General features: G+C 53.0%; 12 protein-coding genes and 6 pseudogenes. 3 read left to right on the top strand and 15 right to left on the bottom strand.

Features of this window, described 5'->3' with window-relative positions; all coding sequences use genetic code 11:
- From QWU00_RS08500 to QWU00_RS08465, 8 genes and pseudogenes are all read right to left on the bottom strand, one after another.
- Positions 1–1,356 (bottom strand): pyruvate dehydrogenase complex E1 component subunit beta, encoded by a 1,356-nt coding sequence (locus tag QWU00_RS08500; RefSeq protein ID WP_150395720.1) that lies wholly within the window; start codon positions 1,354–1,356, stop codon positions 1–3.
- A gap of 8 nt (positions 1,357–1,364) precedes the next feature.
- Complete coding sequence (pdhA, locus tag QWU00_RS08495) at positions 1,365–2,375, bottom strand: pyruvate dehydrogenase (acetyl-transferring) E1 component subunit alpha (RefSeq protein ID WP_035381212.1); 1,011 nt, start codon at positions 2,373–2,375, stop codon at positions 1,365–1,367.
- A 127-nt stretch (positions 2,376–2,502) separates the two neighbouring features.
- A pseudogene (locus QWU00_RS08490) lies at positions 2,503–2,736 on the bottom strand (cyclic pyranopterin monophosphate synthase MoaC); the annotation flags it as partial.
- 180 nt (positions 2,737–2,916) lie between these two features.
- Complete coding sequence (locus QWU00_RS08485) at positions 2,917–3,912, bottom strand: IS481 family transposase (protein ID WP_304651054.1); 996 nt, start codon at positions 3,910–3,912, stop codon at positions 2,917–2,919.
- A gap of 82 nt (positions 3,913–3,994) precedes the next feature.
- Positions 3,995–4,342: pseudogene (locus QWU00_RS08480) on the bottom strand (acetyl-coenzyme A synthetase N-terminal domain-containing protein); the annotation flags it as partial.
- 55 nt (positions 4,343–4,397) lie between these two features.
- Positions 4,398–5,330 (bottom strand): methylisocitrate lyase, encoded by a 933-nt coding sequence (prpB, locus tag QWU00_RS08475; protein ID WP_035379075.1) that lies wholly within the window; start codon positions 5,328–5,330, stop codon positions 4,398–4,400.
- Positions 5,327–6,493, bottom strand: a complete 1,167-nt coding sequence (gene prpC / locus QWU00_RS08470; protein WP_035379077.1) for a bifunctional 2-methylcitrate synthase/citrate synthase — start codon at positions 6,491–6,493, stop codon at positions 5,327–5,329. Before prpC ends, prpB begins: the two co-directional genes overlap by 4 nt.
- A gap of 32 nt (positions 6,494–6,525) precedes the next feature.
- The gene (locus QWU00_RS08465) at positions 6,526–8,088 is read right to left on the bottom strand and encodes an MmgE/PrpD family protein (RefSeq protein ID WP_035379079.1); all 1,563 of its coding nucleotides are present in this window, start codon (positions 8,086–8,088) and stop codon (positions 6,526–6,528) included.
- 131 nt (positions 8,089–8,219) lie between these two features.
- On the opposite strand from QWU00_RS08465, the gene QWU00_RS08460 reads away from it, so the two are divergent.
- Entirely contained in the window at positions 8,220–9,635 is a 1,416-nt protein-coding gene (locus QWU00_RS08460; protein ID WP_035379081.1) for a helix-turn-helix domain-containing protein, read from the top strand.
- Positions 9,636–9,923: 288 nt separating this feature from the next.
- On the opposite strand, the gene QWU00_RS08455 is transcribed toward QWU00_RS08460, so the two are convergent.
- Positions 9,924–10,604: a YfdX family protein gene (locus QWU00_RS08455; protein ID WP_003625035.1), complete on the bottom strand. Its 681-nt coding sequence runs from the start codon at positions 10,602–10,604 to the stop codon at positions 9,924–9,926.
- Positions 10,605–10,833: 229 nt separating this feature from the next.
- On the opposite strand from QWU00_RS08455, the pseudogene QWU00_RS08450 reads away from it, so the two are divergent.
- Together QWU00_RS08450 and QWU00_RS08445 are read left to right on the top strand one after the other, a co-directional pair.
- A pseudogene (locus QWU00_RS08450) lies at positions 10,834–11,466 on the top strand (IS5-like element IS12528 family transposase); the annotation flags it as partial.
- A gap of 218 nt (positions 11,467–11,684) precedes the next feature.
- Entirely contained in the window at positions 11,685–12,737 is a 1,053-nt protein-coding gene (locus QWU00_RS08445; RefSeq protein ID WP_035379099.1) for an IS110 family RNA-guided transposase, read from the top strand.
- Between the two features lie 312 nt (positions 12,738–13,049).
- Here the strand turns inward: QWU00_RS08445 and QWU00_RS08440 are convergent, their stop codons facing one another.
- From QWU00_RS08440 to QWU00_RS08415, 6 genes and pseudogenes are all read right to left on the bottom strand, one after another.
- Entirely contained in the window at positions 13,050–14,663 is a 1,614-nt protein-coding gene (locus QWU00_RS08440) for an ISL3 family transposase (RefSeq protein ID WP_035379103.1), read from the bottom strand.
- Between the two features lie 369 nt (positions 14,664–15,032).
- Complete coding sequence (locus tag QWU00_RS08435) at positions 15,033–16,085, bottom strand: IS110 family RNA-guided transposase (protein WP_035379099.1); 1,053 nt, start codon at positions 16,083–16,085, stop codon at positions 15,033–15,035.
- A 92-nt stretch (positions 16,086–16,177) separates the two neighbouring features.
- A pseudogene (locus QWU00_RS08430) lies at positions 16,178–16,489 on the bottom strand (transposase family protein); the annotation flags it as partial.
- 95 nt (positions 16,490–16,584) lie between these two features.
- Positions 16,585–17,158, bottom strand: a pseudogene (locus QWU00_RS08425) (IS5 family transposase); the annotation flags it as partial.
- Positions 17,159–17,241: 83 nt separating this feature from the next.
- Positions 17,242–17,373: pseudogene (locus QWU00_RS08420) on the bottom strand (IS5/IS1182 family transposase); the annotation flags it as partial.
- A 315-nt stretch (positions 17,374–17,688) separates the two neighbouring features.
- Positions 17,689–19,287 (bottom strand): B12-binding domain-containing radical SAM protein, encoded by a 1,599-nt coding sequence (locus QWU00_RS08415; RefSeq protein WP_035379706.1) that lies wholly within the window; start codon positions 19,285–19,287, stop codon positions 17,689–17,691.
- Between the last annotated feature and the right edge of the window lie 281 nt (positions 19,288–19,568).

Raw genomic sequence — 19,568 nt, 5'->3', positions numbered from 1 at the left:
TCACATCAGGCCAAGTGCGGCTTTAACCACATCTTCAGGCTGTGGCAGGGCCAGTTTTTCCAGATTGGCGGCAAACGGCATGGGCACATCCACACCCGTTACACGGGCCGGTGGGGCATCCAGCCAATCAAACGCATGTTCGATTACCTGCATGGCAACTTCTGCGCCAATGCCTGCAAACGGCCAGCCTTCTTCTACTGTAACCAAGCGGCTGGTTTTCTTTACGCTTTCTACAATTGTATCTGTATCTAGCGGGCGCAGGCTGCGCAGGTTGATAACTTCTGCCTCAATACCCTGTTTGGCCAGCTCAGCAGCAGCATCCAGCGCCGTAGTGACAGCAATGGAGAACGCAACAATTGTAACATCCGAACCAGCACGTTCGATCTTGGCCTTGCCGATGGGCACAATGAAGTCTTCATCAATCGGGCAAGGGAATTTGCGCCCGTAAAGAATTTCGTTTTCCAGCACTACAACGGGGTTGGGGTCTCGGATAGCAGCGCGCAACAGACCTTTGGCATCTGCGGAAGACCAAGGCACAACCACTTTCAGGCCCGGAACATGGGCGTACCAGCTACCGTAGCACTGAGAATGCTGTGCACCCACGCGAGATGCCGGACCGTTTGGCCCGCGGAACACAATGGGGCACCCCATCTGACCGCCAGACATATACAGCGTTTTGGCTGCGGAATTGATGATGTGGTCAATAGCCTGCATGGAGAAGTTCATGGTCATGAACTCCACCACGGGCTTGAGGCCAGTAAGGGCAGCACCCACGGCCATGCCAGTAAAGCCATGCTCAGCAATAGGCATGTCAATTACGCGCTTTTCGCCAAATTCCTGCAATAGGCCTTGGGAGATTTTGTAAGCACCCTGATATTGGGCAACTTCTTCACCCATCAGGAACACGTCTGTATCACGCCGCAATTCGGCGGCCAATGCATCACGTAGCGCTTCACGCACAGTGATTTCCTGTGTCTCACCCCAGTCTTTTTCTTCTTCAACAGGGGCAGATACCGGCGCGCTTACAGGGGCAGAGGCGACAGGCTGTGCTACGGGTAGAGCTTCTGCGGAAGCTGCACTTTTAGGCGTGTCGAGATTATCTGGCACTGCCTCACCTTCTTCCACCAGAATGGCGATAGGTGTGTTGACGGCAACGCCTTCTGTGCCTTCTGCTGTAAGAATACGGCCTAGAATACCTTCTTCAATGGCTTCTACTTCCATTGTGGCTTTGTCGGTTTCAATCTCGGCCAGAACGTCACCGCTATTTACGGCGTCCCCTTCCTTTTTCAGCCAGCGGGCCAGTTTGCCCTCTGTCATGGTAGGAGAAAGGGCGGGCATTAAAATTTCAGTCGCCATGTTTATGCTCAAGCCTCCAGAACAACATCCGTATAAAGTTCGGCCGGATCTGGTTCCGGGCTGGTCTGCGCAAATTCCGCAGAGTCGTTCACGATGCCCTTGATCTCGGTTTCCATGGTTTTCAGTTCTGCTTCTGTCACGCCAGAATCCAGCAGGATGTGTTTAACGTGTTCAATGGGATCACGCGTTTTGCGGACTTCATCCACCTCATCTCGCGTGCGGTATTTTGCCGGGTCAGACATGGAATGGCCACGATAGCGGTATGTCATCATCTCCAGCAGGTAAGGTCCCTTCCCTTCGTGGCAATGCTTTACGGCTTCTTCTGCTGCGGCATATACGGCGGCAACATCCATGCCATCCACCCGCTTGCCGGGAATGCCCCATGGCTCACCATTTTTGTAGAGTTCGTGCGAGGCAGATGCCCGTTCAACAGCGGTGCCCATGCCGTAACGGTTGTTTTCAATAACAAAAATACAGGGAAGCTTGAGCAGAGCAGCCAGGTTGAAGCTTTCGTAAACCTGGCCCTGGTTGGCTGCGCCATCACCAAAATAAGCTACGGAAACTTCATCCGTATCGCGGTATTTGTTGGCAAATGCCAGCCCGATACCCAGAGAAACCTGAGCGCCAACAATGCCGTGGCCGCCATAAAAGTTTTTCTCGCGGGAGAACATGTGCATGGAGCCACCCTTACCGTGGGAATACCCGGTAGAGCGGCCCGTAAGTTCTGCCATTACGCCACGAGGGGTCATACCGGCCACCAGCATCTGGCCGTGGTCTCGGTAAGATGTAATCAGCTTATCGCCGTCTTTCAGGCTCATCTGGATACCAACCACCACAGCTTCTTGCCCGATATACAGGTGGCAGAAACCGCCAATCAGACCCATGCCGTAAAGTTGCCCGGCTTTTTCTTCAAAGCGGCGGATCAGAAGCATGTCATAGTAGGCTTTAAGAAACTGGTCTCGTGTTAAGGAAGGACCATTATTCCCTGCCTTACCGACCTGTTTGGCGTTCGTTCCCATGCGTGATGAACCTTCTGCGATATGTAAACAGTTCGTAATAAATGGTGCGTAACAGCGGCATCCGTTTCCAGATCTTCAGGTATTTCCTAAAGGCCCAGTAAAACCGCATGGTGTTTCGCGTGATTCATTATGCAGCGTTGTAGTCTCCTGAGCGTCCTCCACTTTTGTGAAGGAGCTTTATATTTTCTATCTGCATGCCGCGGTCAACTGCTTTGCACATATCATAAAGTGTAAGGGCAGCAGCAGACACGGCGGTTAACGCTTCCATTTCCACCCCGGTTGCGCCGGTTGTTGTAACAGTTGCGGTAATCTCGATCTTGTTATCATTCGGCGCCAGATCCACTGTTACACTGCTCAAGCTAGGCTCAGTTCAATAAATTAATAGGTCCTGAGCCTAGCACTACAGTTGCAATTCGTTTTCTGGGCCGGAAAGATGAAGAATTCAGGGGCTATCTCGACGTAGACTGCCTGAAATTCGAGCCGTCCGGAAAGCATTGGAATCATGAACAATTAGAGAACAAAGCGAACTGCAACTGTAGTGCTAGCTGTCAGGTTGTGAGACGTCATTGGCGTAATCAAGGATTTTGTCGACCTGTTTCATGATGTCACGACCAGCCGGTTTGATATAGTCTTGATTACGTGACGCGGGATGTTTTTCAAGCCATGAGATGATGCATTGGGCGGGAGCGATGCCGCCCAGAACACGCTGCGGGCGATGATTGTAGGCGAAACAGAAGCCTCTGAGCAGAATTTCCAGATCTTCATGGTTTGAGACACAGACCTGCAGTACTTCTGTAGCGACACGGCCATTGAAGCGTTCCACCATTCCATTGGTCTGAGGGGAGTAAGCCTTGGTCCGGCGTCGGTCGATTCCCATGTCATGACAGGCTTTTTCGAAGGCGTCCGCTGTAAAGCAGGAGCCACGATCGGTCAGGATATGGGTGATCCGGAAAGGAAAGGCCGATTTGACGGCATTGAGGAAATCAACGGAATTATCCGCATTTTCCGCGTCATAAACAGCCAGGTGCACTGAACGGGAACAGCGATCGATGGCGACATACAGAAAACGTTTCCGCCGGTCCCCATCTGCTGTCTGTAATTTTGGCAGATGTTTCACATCGATATGGACATAACCGGGATCGTAATCGCGGAACTTTCCCTGTCCCCGAACTGGTCCGGCCTTTGGAACAGGAGGCAGCCTGTTCAATCCGGCGTCTTTCAGTATCCGCCAGATATTGTCCCGGTTCAGATGCGGCAGGAAATGCCGTAAGACAAAGGTCAGATCATCCAGACCAAAACCGGTAGAACGCCGAAGCTGACAGACAATGGCGCGCTCCTCCTCCGAGGCTTTCCAGGCCAGCCTCCAGGGACGGCTGCTGCGGTCCTGACAGGCGTCCGAACCACGCCTGCGCCACTTGCGGACTGTTTCATCGCTGATCCCGTAGCGTCTGGCGAGCACGGATGTCGGTTCTGACGAACGAGCTATCTCAGCCCGGACAGCCGGTGTCGTGCGTGCCTGTGGGTGGATCTGAAGCATCATTCGGTCTCCCTGCAAACGGAAGAAAACAACGAAGCATAACGCGGTATCGCCCACGCTACATCATCCCAATGACGTCTCACAACCTGACAGCTAGCATGGCATATGTAATTTTTTCTGCCTCGGCCCGGCCTTCACGATGGCTGATAAGGGCAACCTGATCGGCCTTGTCTGTCAGATGCTTATCAATACAGCACACAGATGCATTGATAAGGCCATCTTCAAACCAGCTTATGGACACATCACCCGTAAAGCTGCCCGTAAAGCCTCGCCTGGGCTTGCGGTGCCAATGCACGCGCTTGGCCTGTTGCAGCCAGAAACCATCCGGGTCTCGACGTGCATAGCGCTGCATGGCGGCCAGTTCCGCAGGTGGCATCAGGGCCGGGTAATCTGCATACTGTGTAGGCAGGATAGTGATGTTTTCCGACATTGTTCCGTCTCCCTTACTTTTTTGTTGTTTGTTGTTCGGGATAGAAAGAGAATGTTCAGGCGGCGTTGCGATCGGCCTGACCGATGTGCGGCAGAACCGTGGCCACAATGCCTGCGTCCAATGACTCATAATCATAATACCGGATTGTTTTGTACAGTTCCTCTCGCGTTTGCATACGGGGCAGCATGTCCTGCGTACCGCCTGTGCGTGCAATGGTTTTGTACAAATCCTCCTGCGCCTTATTGGCTGCCCGCAGGGAACTGACAGGCCAGATGACCATACGGTACCCCATATCTTCAAACTGAGATGCCGTGAAATAAGGAGAACGGCCAAATTCCGTCATGTTAGCAAGCAAGGGCACATCCGGCATACGGCGCACAAACTCCCTGAACATATCTTCAGAAATCAGTGCTTCGGGAAAAATGGCATCTGCTCCGGCCTCGTAATACAAACGGGCGCGGGCTACTGCACCATCCAGTCCTTCTGAGCTGGCGGCATCTGTGCGGGCAATAATTACCATATCACGCCGAGCCTTGGCTGCTGCGGCCACCTTTTGCGCCATCTCCTGCGGGGTGGCGAGCTTTTTGTTATTCAGGTGCCCGCATTTTTTGGGCAGGATCTGGTCCTCAATATGCACGGCAGCAGCACCGGCATCTTCAAAAGCCCTGACCATGTTCATGACATTCAGAACTTCGCCATACCCGGTATCACCATCTACCAAAAGCGGCAGGCCGGAGGCCCGTGCAATCTGGCGGATAAAGAAACACGCATCCTCAATAGTGATAATACCCAGATCAGGCAGCCCCATGCTGGCAGACATGGCCGCACCTGAAAGATAAAGAGCCTGAAATCCGTTATCCTTGGCCTGCAATGCCGCCTGCCCATTATGCGCGCCGGGAATTTGCATAATGCCCGGTTTGTTCAGCAAAGCGCGAAACCGCTGCCCGGCTGGTGTTTGCGGCAGATCCTTGCCTACCAGATATGTCATGCTGCATGCTCCAGGCCATCGCGTTCACGCAGGGGCACAAAAGGCCGATTATCCGGCCCCACATAATTGGCAGACGGGCGAATGATTTTTCCATCCTGCCGCTGTTCCATAATGTGGGCGCACCACCCTGTTACGCGGGCAATTACAAAAATGGGTGTAAACATGGCCGTGGGGATACCCATGGCGTTGTAGGAAACCGCGCTAAACCAATCCAGGTTAGGGAACATCTTTTTCTGTTCATCCATAATCCGTTCAATCCGCTCAGCCACATGATACAGCCGCATGTTGCCATTCCGGCGTGAAAGGTTGCGTGCTGTTTCCTTGATAATCTCGTTACGCGGGTCTGCTATGGTATAAACCGGGTGCCCAAAACCGATGATAACTTCACGGTTTTCCAAGCGCCTGAGAATATCCTCCTCGGCCTCATCCGCTGTGCGATAGCGTTGCTGAATATCCAGCGCCACCTCATTGGCACCGCCATGCTTGGGGCCACGTAGGGCACCTATGGCGGCTGTTACGGCAGAATACATATCCGAACCCGTGCCAGCCACCACTCTGGCGGTAAATGTGGAAGCGTTGAATTCATGCTCGGCATACAGAATAAGGGATGTGTGCATGGCCTGCACCCAATCCTCCGGTGGTGCTTTGCCATGCAGAAGATGCAAAAAGTGGCCGCCTACGCTTTCATCATCCGTATTGGTATCTATCCGCCGACCGTGGTTGGAAAAATGATACCAATACAGCAACATGGAGCCTAACGAGGCCACAAGCCTATCCGCAATATCCCGCGCACCTGCGGTGGGGCAATCGCTCCGTTCTGGCAGTGCACAGCCCAGAACGGAAACCGCCGTGCGCAAAACATCCATAGGGTGTGTAGCGGCTGGCAGACGTTCCACGGCGGCACGCACAATGGCAGGAATATCCCGCATGCTGGCCAGATGCCGCCTGTAGGCTTCCAGCTCTGCACTATTGGGCAGATAACCGTGGATAAGAAGGTGTGCGACCTCCTCAAACGTGCTGGCGCGCGCAAGATCTTTGATATCGTACCCACGATAATGCAGATCATTCCCGCTCTGCCCCACAGTGCTGAGCGCCGTGTTGCCCGCAACCGCGCCTGACAGCGCAACAGATTTTTTTGGTTTTCTGTGCAGATGCGTTGTCATTTTTCCATTCCTTCCTGTGCGTTATCGCCTGTTTAGGAAGCCAGAGCTGTAGAGGTAGCAGCCGTAATCGCAGCGGGCTTGGCCTGCCCGAAATTGAAAATACCTTCCGCAGTGTTCTGGCGAATATCACGCTCGGGAATGGCAATTTCCAACATATGCAGTTCTCCGGCTTTCAGATTGGGCAGGTTTTGCACAATATCCAAAAACCTTTCGGCTTCCTGATGCGGCACAATGCCTTCTGAAAGTGTTTGGAACTTACGGATATAATCAGCACGCTGCCACGGTGTAGCCCCTAGTGTATGGGCATTGGCAACAGCCAGCTCATCCGCAATAACCGAGCCATCTTTCATGCGGATAACAATACGGCCACCAAAGGCTTTTTTATCCGGGTCTGTTTCATGGTAGCGTTGTGTCCACTCGGGTTTTTCTATTGTGTGGATCTTGCGCCAGAGCCGCACGGTATCTGGCCTGCGGGCGCGTTCCGGCGCGTAGGAATGCACATGGTGCCAGCTACCATCCTGCAAAGCCACGGCCACAATATACATGATGGAATGATCCAGCGTTTCCCGCGAGGCTTGCGGATCAAACTTTTGCGGATCATTCGAGCCCGTGCCAATAACGTAATGCGTGTGATGGCTGGTTTCTATCAGCACATCTTCAACATCATCCCAGTTTTTGATTTTCTGCCCCATACGAAAGGCAAGATCAATAAGCGCCTGACTTTGATATTCTGCCGAATGCTCCTTGGTGAAGGAGGACAGAATGGCACGTTTTGGCTCACCCATTTCTGGTAATGGCACACGGTAATGCGCATTTTTACCATCCAGCATCCAGGCAATAACACCATCTTCCCCTTCATAAATCGGGGTTGGAGATGTTTCGCCCATCATGGCGCGGTCAACGGCCTCTACCGCCATTTTGCTGGCATGGGCGGGGGCATAGGCTTTCCATGATGAAATCTCGCCCTTGCGGCTCTGGCGCGTGGCGGTGGTGACATGCAAGGCGTGCCCAATGGCCTGATAGATAACCGCTGGCGGCAGGCGCATGAGCGTGCCAATACCCGCAGCCACAGATGGGCCAAGATGCGCCACATGATCTATCTTGTGTTTGTGCAAACAAATGGCACGGGCAAGATCTATCTGAATTTCATACCCCGTGGCGGCACCACGGATTAAATCTGCACCGCTGCGGCGGCACTGCTGGGCAACAGCCAGAATGCCGGGAATATTATCCCCCGGATGAGAATATTCTGCTGCTAAAAATGTATCGTGAAAATCCAGCTCACGCACGGCTGTGCCATTGGCCCATGCGGCCCATTCTGCATGCACACGCACATTTGGCCCCATGCCAAACACCGTGGCACCACCTTCCCGCCGATGCGCCAGAGCCTCGGCCCGTGCGCTCATGACGGAATGACGGTTTACAGATGCCATGGCCACAGATGCGTTATCTATAAGCCGGTTGATAATCATATCCGTAACTGCGGCCTCCACCGGCACCGGATCTGCCGCCACTTGCGCAATTTTCCACGCAAGCTGTTCGGGCCGTGGCAGACGGTCGCTTTCTGGATGAACACGCACATCATGATACTGCATTGCTTTAACCTCATGATCGGAATTTGATCGTGAGGGGAGTGTTGCAGAGTGTTGTTTTGAGCGGCAGAGAGATAAGAGTAAAAAGATGCGAAGGGAATGTTCCCGTTTGCGAAGTTTGCGAAGTTCGTACCATGCCACAAACCAGAACCAAGCTTTTTGCTGGCCCGCGCTTGCGGCAGTTGCGCCAACGCGAAACCCTGACCCAAGCCAACTTGGCAGACATGCTTGACATATCACCAAGTTATCTTAACCAGTTAGAACGTAACCACCGGCCTGTTCCGCACCATCTGTTACAAAAGCTGTGTGAACGCTTTAATCTAACCCCCGCATGGTTCAGCAACACCAAAGAAGCCCATACCGTGCAGGCCATGCGCGAAACCATGGCAGACCCTGTATTAAAAAATGCATCCTTACCTTTGGCCAAAATGGCAGATGCCGTACATGCCAACCCGGATTTATGCGCTGCATTTTTAACCCTTTACCGCGCCTATAAATTTGAGCAGGAGCGTGAAAGCGATACTCTTTCTCCCTCTCCTCCGCTGGAGCCGTATGAAACGGTAGGAGACTGGGTGCAGCAACACCGCAACTATTTTCATGAACTCGATTGTGCTGCCGAAAAGTTTTATGAAAACCTTAACCTTCAAAACGGCTTGGCCGAAGCCTTAAAAACCTATCTGCTTGATCAGCATGGCTTGCACACGCAACAAGACCCGGCGCTGGAAGAAGGCGGGTTGGTATGGCGAATAGACCGGCACCGCCGCACCATTCTTTTACCCCCAGACCAACCACCAGAAAGCACGCTGTTCTATCTGGCGCAGATTATTGGCCAACGAGACCATACCCGCCTGATAAGCAGCATTTTACGGCGTGAAGGCCCCAAAGAGAAAAATGCGCTGGAACTCGGCCGCGTTTATTTGGGTAACTACTTTGCCGGGGCCTTGCTGTTGCCCTATACGCGCTTCCTGCATGCAGCACAGACCATGCGCTATGATATCGAGCGCCTACGCCGCCATTTTGGCACCAGTTTTGAACAGATAAGCCACAGATTAAGCACGTTGCAGCGCCCCGGTATGGAGGGCATTCCCTTTTATTTTCTCAAATTGGATATTGCGGGCAATATTCTTAAAAGTTTTTCTGCCAATCGTTTTTCTCAGGCACGTTTTGGTGGCCCCTGCCCGTTGTGGAACATCTTTCGGGCTTTTGCCACACCGGGGCAGGTGCAGGTGCAGCTTTCTCAAACTACGGATGATTCCATTTACCTCAACGTTGCCCGCACAGTTGGGCATGAGGGTGTTACCTATACAGACCGCCCACGGCAGATTGCCATTGTGCTGGGCTGCACCATAAGCGATGCCGCAAAAACGGTTTATGCAGATGGTTTAAACCTGAATGACCACAGATTGGTTGTGCCCATTGGCCCCGGCTGCCGCGCCTGTGTGCGGGATAATTGCAGCCACAGATCTTTGCCTGTTTCGGGCCGGATGCTGGATACGGGAAGTGATGCCAGGGGCGTTGTGCCCTATCGGGCGCTACCTGAAAAACCCTGATATTTTATAAGGAAGAAGATAGTCTGGTGGGGCAAGGGGAACTTAAAAGACCTATCTGGAATGACCGGGGATGCAAAAACATTCCAGATAGGAACCGGGGATTGAACGGGATAAATCAAGACGAACCAAGAGTTGTCGCGACGATGCCCCTTGCCCCACCAGCAGAAACGCCTTCATCGCCGCGACAATTTTGATAATAAGAACTATTCTCAATAAACGCAACATAAAAAGGCAGGGGTGGAGAACTTTTTTGCTCCCCACCCCTGCCTTGCAACACAGTGTGTTGTTTTAGTTGGCTTTTTTAGCCGGTGTGGAAGGAGCTACTTTTTCCACCACATCGTCAGAAACAAAAACAATGCCATCCAGAAGCTGATTAAGCGCTTCTACAGCCTGCTGAGGCTGGCGGCCTTCTGTAAACACTTTTGCGCGGTACAGGGCACCTTCGCTCTGTTCCAGCGGCGCAAGGGCCAGAATGAAGTCTGCATCTTCACCCACAACCTGCAGGCTCTGCTGTGCCTGCTGGGTCTGCCCAGCCTGGAACTGCTTGTTGGCGTTAGCCAGTGCTGCCTGTTTTTCTGGGGCCAGTGTTTCGCTTACAATAAATTCACCGCCAACTGGCACCCATGTTGTGGGGTTGGCAACTGGCGTATGGTTTGCAGAAACCGGATGCTGCGGGGCTGGCTGAAGCTGGCTTTCTGCCGCAAAGAACTTCTTGTTATCTGCACTGGCAGCCTTGAAGCGCTTTTGCGCATCATACAGCGGCGGAATGGCGGCATCGGTTTTGCCCTGAGCCAACAAATCACGCGCCTGAAACACGTCCATCATAGCTTTCTGGCCATCAACGGAAAGGCGATGCATGGCATGGCCAGCTTTGAACTTTTCCCACGTGGTGTGCACGGTGCCTGCCTGTGCCACAGAAAAACTGGTGAGCAATACAGCAGATGCTGCAAAAAGAGCTTTTAAACGCATAAAAACTAATCCAAACTGATTTAAATTTTCAAAAGATAACGGATGATATCCTGAAAATTAATTTAATGCGCCGGGTGGGGTGATACAATTCATCTATATTAAAAAATATATTATAGTCAGGCGTTTTTTATTTATTGTCTGATACCTGAATGTTCTTTCTTCTTAGAGCCCTTTTGGAAATTCGCTATGATAGGTTTTCAAGAGGTTTTGAGCGTGATTCAAAGGCAGGATGTGGACGCCAGCACAACGAGGCCGCATGGCCGGAATTACACGCAAGACGAAACGCTATCCGTCTGATCTGACAGATGAGGAATGGGAGCGCATAGCGCCTCTGATGCCCCCTGCGAACCGGCGTGGTCGGAAACGGACAACCGATTTCCGTGAGATCATCAATGCTCTGCGCTATCTCGTGCGCTCAGGCTGCGGTTGGGAGATGCTTCCGGTTCATTTTGGCCCATGGCAAACGGTTTACTGGTGGTTCCGCAGGCTGATGCGCCGTTTCCTGTTCCAGACCATTCATGATGTCTGTCTGATGCTCGATCGTGAAGCGGCAGGACGCGAAACCAGTCCATCGGGTGGTGTCATTGATAGCCAGAGTATCAAGGCACCCCACGCAAAGACACGTGGTTATGACGCAGGCAAGAAGATCGTCGGTCGGAAACGTCACATCGCAGTTGATACGGATGGCCGCCTTCTCCTGGTTCAGCTGACAACAGCCGATATTTCGGACAGTGCAGGAGGACAGATGATCCTTGATGCCATTCGTAAACGCTGGCCTTGGGTGAAGCACCTGTTTGCCGATGGAGCCTATGACCGCCTCCAGTTGATGGATAAGGCCACTTTTCTCGACTTCACAGTCGACGCGGATTTCTTCTGTGGTTACCGTCCGTTATGCAAGAGTTTTCTGACCCATATTGACGTGTGATCGTGTGCGGTCTTCTGTAAGGCCTGTTGATGTGGCCTTTCAGAAGCCACTGGCCGGTATGGTTGTTGATTTTCACTGAGAACTGATGGTGTGGACGGCTCGCAGCGGTCCTGAGAGGATACTGAAGAGCTGACTGTCCAGTGGAGGAAACCATTATGTCCCAGTTGATCCGTATTGGCATGGATACGTCGAAAAAAGTGTTCCAGCTTCATGGCGTGGATGCCGATGAGCGGGTTGTTCTGAGCCGGAAACTGAGCCGACATCAGATGATCCGGTTTTTCGCGAACCTTCCGCCCACAGTAATTGGCATTGAAGCCTGTGGAGCCTCCCATCACTGGGCCAGAACCCTTGGTGCACTCGGCCACGAAGTGCGGCTGATGGCGCCACAGCTTGTCAAACCCTACGTCAGACGCAGCAAGAATGATGCGGCAGATGCCGAGGCCCTCTGTGAGGCGATGAGCCGGCCGACCATGCGTTTTGTACCTGTCAAAACCGTTGGGCAGCAGGCAGCCCTCATGCTTGTCGGCATGCGGGAGCGGCTCATTGGCAGGCGGACCCAGCTGGCCAATTCCATTCGGGGCTATGCCGCAGAATTTGGAGTGACCGCCCCTGCGGGTCTCTCCCGTGTGGCCCCGTTCCTTCAGCAGATTGCGTCTGAAGAAACGCTGCCACCTCTCGCACGTGATCTGTTTGCGCAGATGGCAGAAGAGTATGAAGTTCTGATGGAACAGATCAGGGAGCTCGATAAAAAACTGGCCACATGGCATCGAAGTCAGGAGGTGAGCCGCAGGCTGTCCGGAATTCCGGGCATCGGTCCTCTGGCTGCGGCTCTTCTGCTCATGAAGGCCCCGGATCCGCATCTGTTCCGCTCAGGGCGGGATTTCGCGGCGTGGATAGGCCTCACTCCTCGTGATCATTCCTCAGGCGGCAAGGTCAGGCATGGCGGGATCACCAGGGCTGGAGACAGCCGCCTGAGAAGCACGCTGGTGGTTGGCGCGACCACCGTGCTCCGACATGTCAGGCAGAACGGACAGAGCCGTCTCGCCACGCCGTGGCTTCTCAGTCTTCTGAGCAGAAAGAAGCCGAAACCCGCTGCTGTGGCTCTGGCCAACAGGATGGCACGCATTGCATGGAAGCTGATGACCAGTGGCGAGACATATCGCAAACCGGTGGATGCTGTTGCGCTGGCAGCGGCAGCCGCCTGCTGACGAGATTGGCCAACACGATGCACGGAAAAAGAACGTGATCGTGTGAGCCGATACCGCAGTCCTGCAAAGAGGAGATGGGGAGATCGTTCGATCTGAATGGAAGACACTCCGCAAGAGCCCGTGGTTTTCAAAAACCGCAGAACTGAATGGAACTTCCATCGCAGAAACCATCTTGGCCAGCAGTCTGAACACTGCAAAAACAGGCCGGACATATGGGTGCAAACGACACGGTCACACCGCTATTTTCCCCCTTGCAAGACAGAGCCGTCCACATATGGGTTCTTCCGCACTTTTCGTGATGATGTTTTTTGATTATGCGGGCTGAAGGACACGCGCCCTGAGGAGTTCGAATCCTGCTCTTCCGAACATGGTTCGCTTGATCATTTTCAGTCGGCTGATCTGTCCTTCAACCGGGCTGGTTGTCCATGGTGAGACAAGAGACGCTTCAATGGCAGCCGCATCCCGTTCAAGCGCGGGAATCAGACGTGACAGTAGCGTCGTCTTTCCTTCTTTCAGCAGAGCCTTCAGATTGCCTTCCGTGCAGGTGTCACCCCTTTTACAGAGCAGGGTCTGCATTTTCCTGAGCCAGCAGAGCGTGACGGCCAGTTGCGGTTCGGCTTCCAGAAGGGCAGGAACCAGAAGTCCCTCCTGTCCGGCAGATAGCGGGTCATCTGCAAGGAGAAGCCGCGCAAGTCTGCGTCCCAGAGGTGGAGCGACATGCGTGGAAGGAGCGGATTTCGCGGAATATCCCTGTCGCGTCGCCACCCATTTCCAGACGGTGCCATATTGTCCTGCAAAGCCCTGCTCCAGGAGTTCCCGCCATAGCTGACGACTATTGCGACATCCTTCGGACCATCTCTTTTCCAGGTGGGCTGCGTAAGGCACGAGTATGCTGCGTAGCGGAACCGTCCTTTTCCATGGTGGTGCATGGCCCCGCTGAAACCAGCGCCGCACGGTTTTTCTCTCTACCCCGATCGTTGTGGCGATAGCCTGAATGCTGTGTCCCGCTGCTTTCAGGGCAAGAGCTTCCTTGAAAAGAATATCACGTCGTTCCCCAGAGGCTGACCTGACGACCGCCTGCGCCTCTTCTGGATGCGCTCTGATTGTTTCAGATATTTTGCTTACTGCCGTTGATACGTTCAGCTGTCGTGTCAGGGTCCTCACTGTTGTCGTAAAACGGTCCAGAATGCTGACAAAAGCGTCTGACAGGTTCTTCAGCAGATGCCAGCGGTCTGTCACCTGAAGTGCGGATGGTGCGCCTCTGCGGCATCCGTCTGCATAAGCACCGGCACGGTCTCTGGCAATGATTTCAATACCGGGATGGACCTGCAGCCATCGGGCAAGGGTATCAGCGTCCCGATCTGGCAGGAGGTCAATGACATCATTTTTCTCAAGATCAACCACAATCGTTCCATAGTGATGTCCCCGCCGCCATGCCCAGTCATCCACCCCCACCACACGTGTACGGGCCATGCCTTTTGTGGTGTTCTGCGCACGTGAGAGAAGACGGCGGACAAGAGTATCGGCGCTGATGGGGCAACACAGGCGCACGGTCATTCGTGCTCCAGCGGAACCGCCCAGGGTATGGGCGATATAATAATGAAGATCGGCAAGACGTGTGGTCTGTCTGCCATGACGCACGGTTATCCCCTCAAGGGGCATGACAAACGTCCGACGTGGACAAAGCATCGTCTGGCAGAAAAAGCGCGGCACAGAAACGATCAGCGTGGCTGGACGGCCCTGCCATGGAAGATCCGCGAGTTTTCTCTGATAGAAACTGTGAATGCGTCGTGTCGGGCACTGACAGTCCGGACACACTGCACTCCGCTTTCGCAGACTGACTTCGATCTCCACTCTGTTGTCCAGTGCAACAACACGACGAACGACGAGGGAACGGGGAAGATCAAGAGACCGAAGGCGTGACACTGGGGAATATCCATGAAAGTGAACGACTTTCTGGATTTCCCAGTTCCGGAACCTCAGTACAAGATACCCATCACGAAAAGTGCGGAAGAACCCATATGTGGACGGCTCTGTCTTGCAAGGGGGAAAATAGCGGTGTGACCGTGTCGTTTGCACCCATATGTCCGGCCTGTTTTTGCAGTGTTCAGACTGCTGGCCAAGATGGTTTCTGCGATGGAAGTTCCATTCAGTTCTGCGGTTTTTGAAAACCACGGGCTCTTGCGGAGTGTCTTCCATTCAGATCGAACGATCTCCCCATCTCCTCTTTGCAGGACTGCGGTATCGGCTCACACGATCACGTTCTTTTTCCGTGCATCGTGTTGGCCAATCTCGTCAGCAGGCGGCTGCCGCTGCCAGCGCAACAGCATCCACCGGTTTGCGATATGTCTCGCCACTGGTCATCAGCTTCCATGCAATGCGTGCCATCCTGTTGGCCAGAGCCACAGCAGCGGGTTTCGGCTTCTTTCTGCTCAGAAGACTGAGAAGCCACGGCGTGGCGAGACGGCTCTGTCCGTTCTGCCTGACATGTCGGAGCACGGTGGTCGCGCCAACCACCAGCGTGCTTCTCAGGCGGCTGTCTCCAGCCCTGGTGATCCCGCCATGCCTGACCTTGCCGCCTGAGGAATGATCACGAGGAGTGAGGCCTATCCACGCCGCGAAATCCCGCCCTGAGCGGAACAGATGCGGATCCGGGGCCTTCATGAGCAGAAGAGCCGCAGCCAGAGGACCGATGCCCGGAATTCCGGACAGCCTGCGGCTCACCTCCTGACTTCGATGCCATGTGGCCAGTTTTTTATCGAGCTCCCTGATCTGTTCCATCAGAACTTCATACTCTTCTGCCATCTGCGCAAACAGATCACGTGCGAGAGGTGGCAGCGTTTCTTCAGACGCAATCTGCTGAAGGAACGGGGCCACACGGGAGAGACCCGCAGGGGCGGTCACTCCAAATTCTGCGGCATAGCCCCGAATGGAATTGGCCAGCTGGGTCCGCCTGCCAATGAGCCGCTCCCGCATGCCGACAAGCATGAGGGCTGCCTGCTGCCCAACGGTTTTGACAGGTACAAAACGCATGGTCGGCCGGCTCATCGCCTCACAGAGGGCCTCGGCATCTGCCGCATCATTCTTGCTGCGTCTGACGTAGGGTTTGACAAGCTGTGGCGCCATCAGCCGCACTTCGTGGCCGAGTGCACCAAGGGTTCTGGCCCAGTGATGGGAGGCTCCACAGGCTTCAATGCCAATTACTGTGGGCGGAAGGTTCGCGAAAAACCGGATCATCTGATGTCGGCTCAGTTTCCGGCTCAGAACAACCCGCTCATCGGCATCCACGCCATGAAGCTGGAACACTTTTTTCGACGTATCCATGCCAATACGGATCAACTGGGACATAATGGTTTCCTCCACTGGACAGTCAGCTCTTCAGTATCCTCTCAGGACCGCTGCGAGCCGTCCACACCATCAGTTCTCAGTGAAAATCAACAACGTGTGGTCTGTCTGCCATGACGCACGGTTATCCCCTCAAGGGGCATGACAAACGTCCGACGTGGACAAAGCATCGTCTGGCAGAAAAAGCGCGGCACAGAAACGATCAGCGTGGCTGGACGGCCCTGCCATGGAAGATCCGCGAGTTTTCTCTGATAGAAACTGTGAATGCCTCGTGTCGGGCACTGACAGTCCGGACACACTGCACTCCGCTTTCGCAGACTGACTTCGATCTCCACTCTGTTGTCCAGTGCAACAACACGACGAACGACGAGGGAACGGGGAAGATCAAGAGACCGAAGGCGTGACACTGGGGAATATCCATGAAAGTGAACGACTTTCTGGATTTCCCAGTTCCGGAACCTAAGTACAAGATACCCATCACGAAAAGTGCGGAAGAACCTACGATGGCGCGGAACTGTTTAAGTTTATTGAAGAACCGCTCGACAAGATTACGTTCCCTGTAAAGAGCGAAGTCGGTTTCCCGCGGCATTGTTCTATTGCGTTTTGGCGGGATGACCGGAGTAATCCCGCGCTCTGTCAATCGGTCGATCAACCTGTCTGCGTCATACGCCCTGTCAGCAAGGAAGGCATCCGGATCGATGTTTTTCAGCATCGGTTCCGCCCGGTTGATATCCGCATCCTGTCCCGGTGTGATGTCGATCTCCACCGGATTGCCTAGGGCATCGCAGATGGCATGGATCTTTGTAGTCAATCCGCCCCGGGATCGTCCGATGGCCTGATCCGTACCCCTTTTTGAGGGCTCCGGCGCTGTGCTGATGCGCCCGGACAATAGTGCTGTCGATCATCATGTATTCATTGTCATGATCTGCGGCGAGATGGCGAAAGATCCGCTCGATCACACCAGTTTCACACCAGCGGCGCAGTCGCCGGTGCACGTTTTTCCAGTCCCCGAAACGGGCCGGAAGAGGGTCTTTTATCCGCTCCCACTGGTCGTCACGTAAGCCATATCGCCGCATCCGTTGTTCTCCTTCAAAGCCAAGAAAACAGTCAGCACAGAGCGACAGAAAGTACAACCCTCACGGCACATGCTCAGCCCTTAACTGACGACACGCTCTAGGTCAGCACGAAAAATTTCGAAATCTACAGTCCGGGAAAACGCTTCGAGCTGATCACCAAGCCCGCTCAGCCGAGCAAGCCGCTCTTCAACGTCAAAAAAGCCCGGCTGTTTCATAGCGCCATTCCTCCAATAAAAACCGAAAAAATGGAACCATAGAAAAGACCTCAAAACCAGAAGGTTTTTAGAACCCTCCATGTGTCGGCATCAAGGAACAGAGACAAACTGCCCAGTGCACTCTTCCTGCGATAAGGATCCGGATCTGAAATCCTACTCAGTTAAGGTAGTTAACTTCCCGGGCCTCTGATCTTATGCTCGTGCGATAAACCGGCAACTTTCTGTGCGTCAGTTGAAAAAATGGTCTTAATGGCACTGGATAAACTGGATGCCGGCAAACGATGTGTGTGCATTGCTTCCAGATCTTAATACAGGTCAGATTGCCATAAACTCGGCTTCAATGGGTTGCATTACAGGTGGAGGGCTCCACCGGCCTTGATCTATATTTGCTATTTCCCCGTCAATTTCAGCAATGACCTGACGTGAAAATGGATCGAGGTGAAGGTAAAGCGCACTTGTCATGACTACATAAGGTAGTGCTTTGGGGTTATGCAAAGCGCAGTCCAGTATCATACGCCAGAACTGCCCCGTCGTTCCTGGTCTTGCCCGGTGAATGCGGAAAAGCAGCCGGATAAAACTGCGCAGATCTCCTTTTATCATTCGGTGCGTGCGTTCACGCTTGAGCATTCGGCCAAGCCTGCGGACCCGGCCGAAATAAGCAGTCGGATCATAGATTGCGGCAAGCACTGTTCTGTAATCATTCAGCACTTCACGCCGTGGGCGTTTTGTTTCGAAATTAAGCCCAGCGGTACACTGATCGCCCGACTGGGTCTGTTCGCTGCCGGAAAAAAGACGGCCTTCAGCAAAAAGGCGTCGTGTCAACTGCGTTGTGGGCAGGGCGTAAAGCAGACCCACCATGCAGACCGGGATCGATGTCTCTTCGATACATTCGATCATGCCTTTAGCAATACTGCCTTTTTCGCTATCAAACCCGACGATAAAGCCAGCATTAACAAAAATTCCTGCTTTGTGGATTGTCTCGATACTCTGCTGTAAGCTCCGCCTTGTATTCTGTTTTTTTTGCATGAGCACGAGAGACTCTGTATCTGGACTTTCGATACCGACGAATATGGCAAAGAAATTCGTCTCAGACAGGCTACGCAGCAGATCGGGATCATCCGCGAGGTTAATTGAAGCCTCTGTTGAGAATTCGAACGGAAAGTTCTTTTTGCTCTGCCAATGTTTGAGGTCTGGTAGAAATTTTTTGAGTGCTTTCTTGTTGCCTATCAGGTTGTCATCCACAAAATCCACATGTCCACGATAGCCAAGAGCGTACAGGGCATCAAGCTCTGCTATGACCTGTGCATTGGTCTTGGTGCGCGGCACCCTACCGTAGAGTTCGATAATATCACAGAACTCACAACTAAACGGACACCCACGTGAAAACTGAACGCCAACGTGCAGATACTGATCCAGCTTCAATAAATCAAAACGCGGCAAAGGGCTTTTTGTGACATCCGTTTTCCCCATCTCCGCTTTGAATATGCCTTGCCTGTCACCACGTCGCCATGCCGTGATGAAATCAATCATGATTTCCTCGGCTTCGCCCAGAACCTGAAAATTGGCTGCACTGTAAAGGTGGGGGCTGGACGTAACATCGGGACCACCAATCACGACCGCTTTACCAAGGGCACGACACATTTCGATAATATGCAGGGCATCGTTGCGTTGCGGCAGCATCCCGCCGGTCATGACAATATCGGCCCAGCCAAAATCTGCATCATCCAGCTGTTCGGTGTTTCGGTTTACCAGCCGAATTTCCCAGTTTTTAGGCAGCAGCGCTGCAACTGTAATAAGGCCAAGCGGTGCAGCAGGATAGCGTGCGTTAGTCAGATCGCAGGTTTCTTGATAGTTCCAGAATGAGTTTGCGTTGAAGCGGGGAAAGACCATGAGTACCCTACAGGCATCGATCATTGTGCAAAGATCCAGTTTTCTAAGAGTGTGCGGTCGAGTTGTTTTCGTTTAATTGATGAATTTCTTTTCTAAGAGCTGAGAAAGAAGAAAAATATATTGAAATATAGTAATTTTCCCTCTTGAATTACGATAGGAATGAGGAAAAATTTAATAATTTTACAATACATCTTATTCCATAATTGTATGATTAAACAAATAAATAGCCAATCGTTATTGTCTATTATTGGGATTTATTAATGATGAATCATATTAATTTAAAGGAGAATTGAATTCACTGTTCC

It is taken from the genome of Acetobacter tropicalis, assembly GCF_030644465.1.
Lineage (GTDB): Bacteria > Pseudomonadota > Alphaproteobacteria > Acetobacterales > Acetobacteraceae > Acetobacter > Acetobacter tropicalis.
Note: the sequence above shows the minus strand (reverse complement) of the source record. Positions and strands in the feature narration are given on the sequence as shown.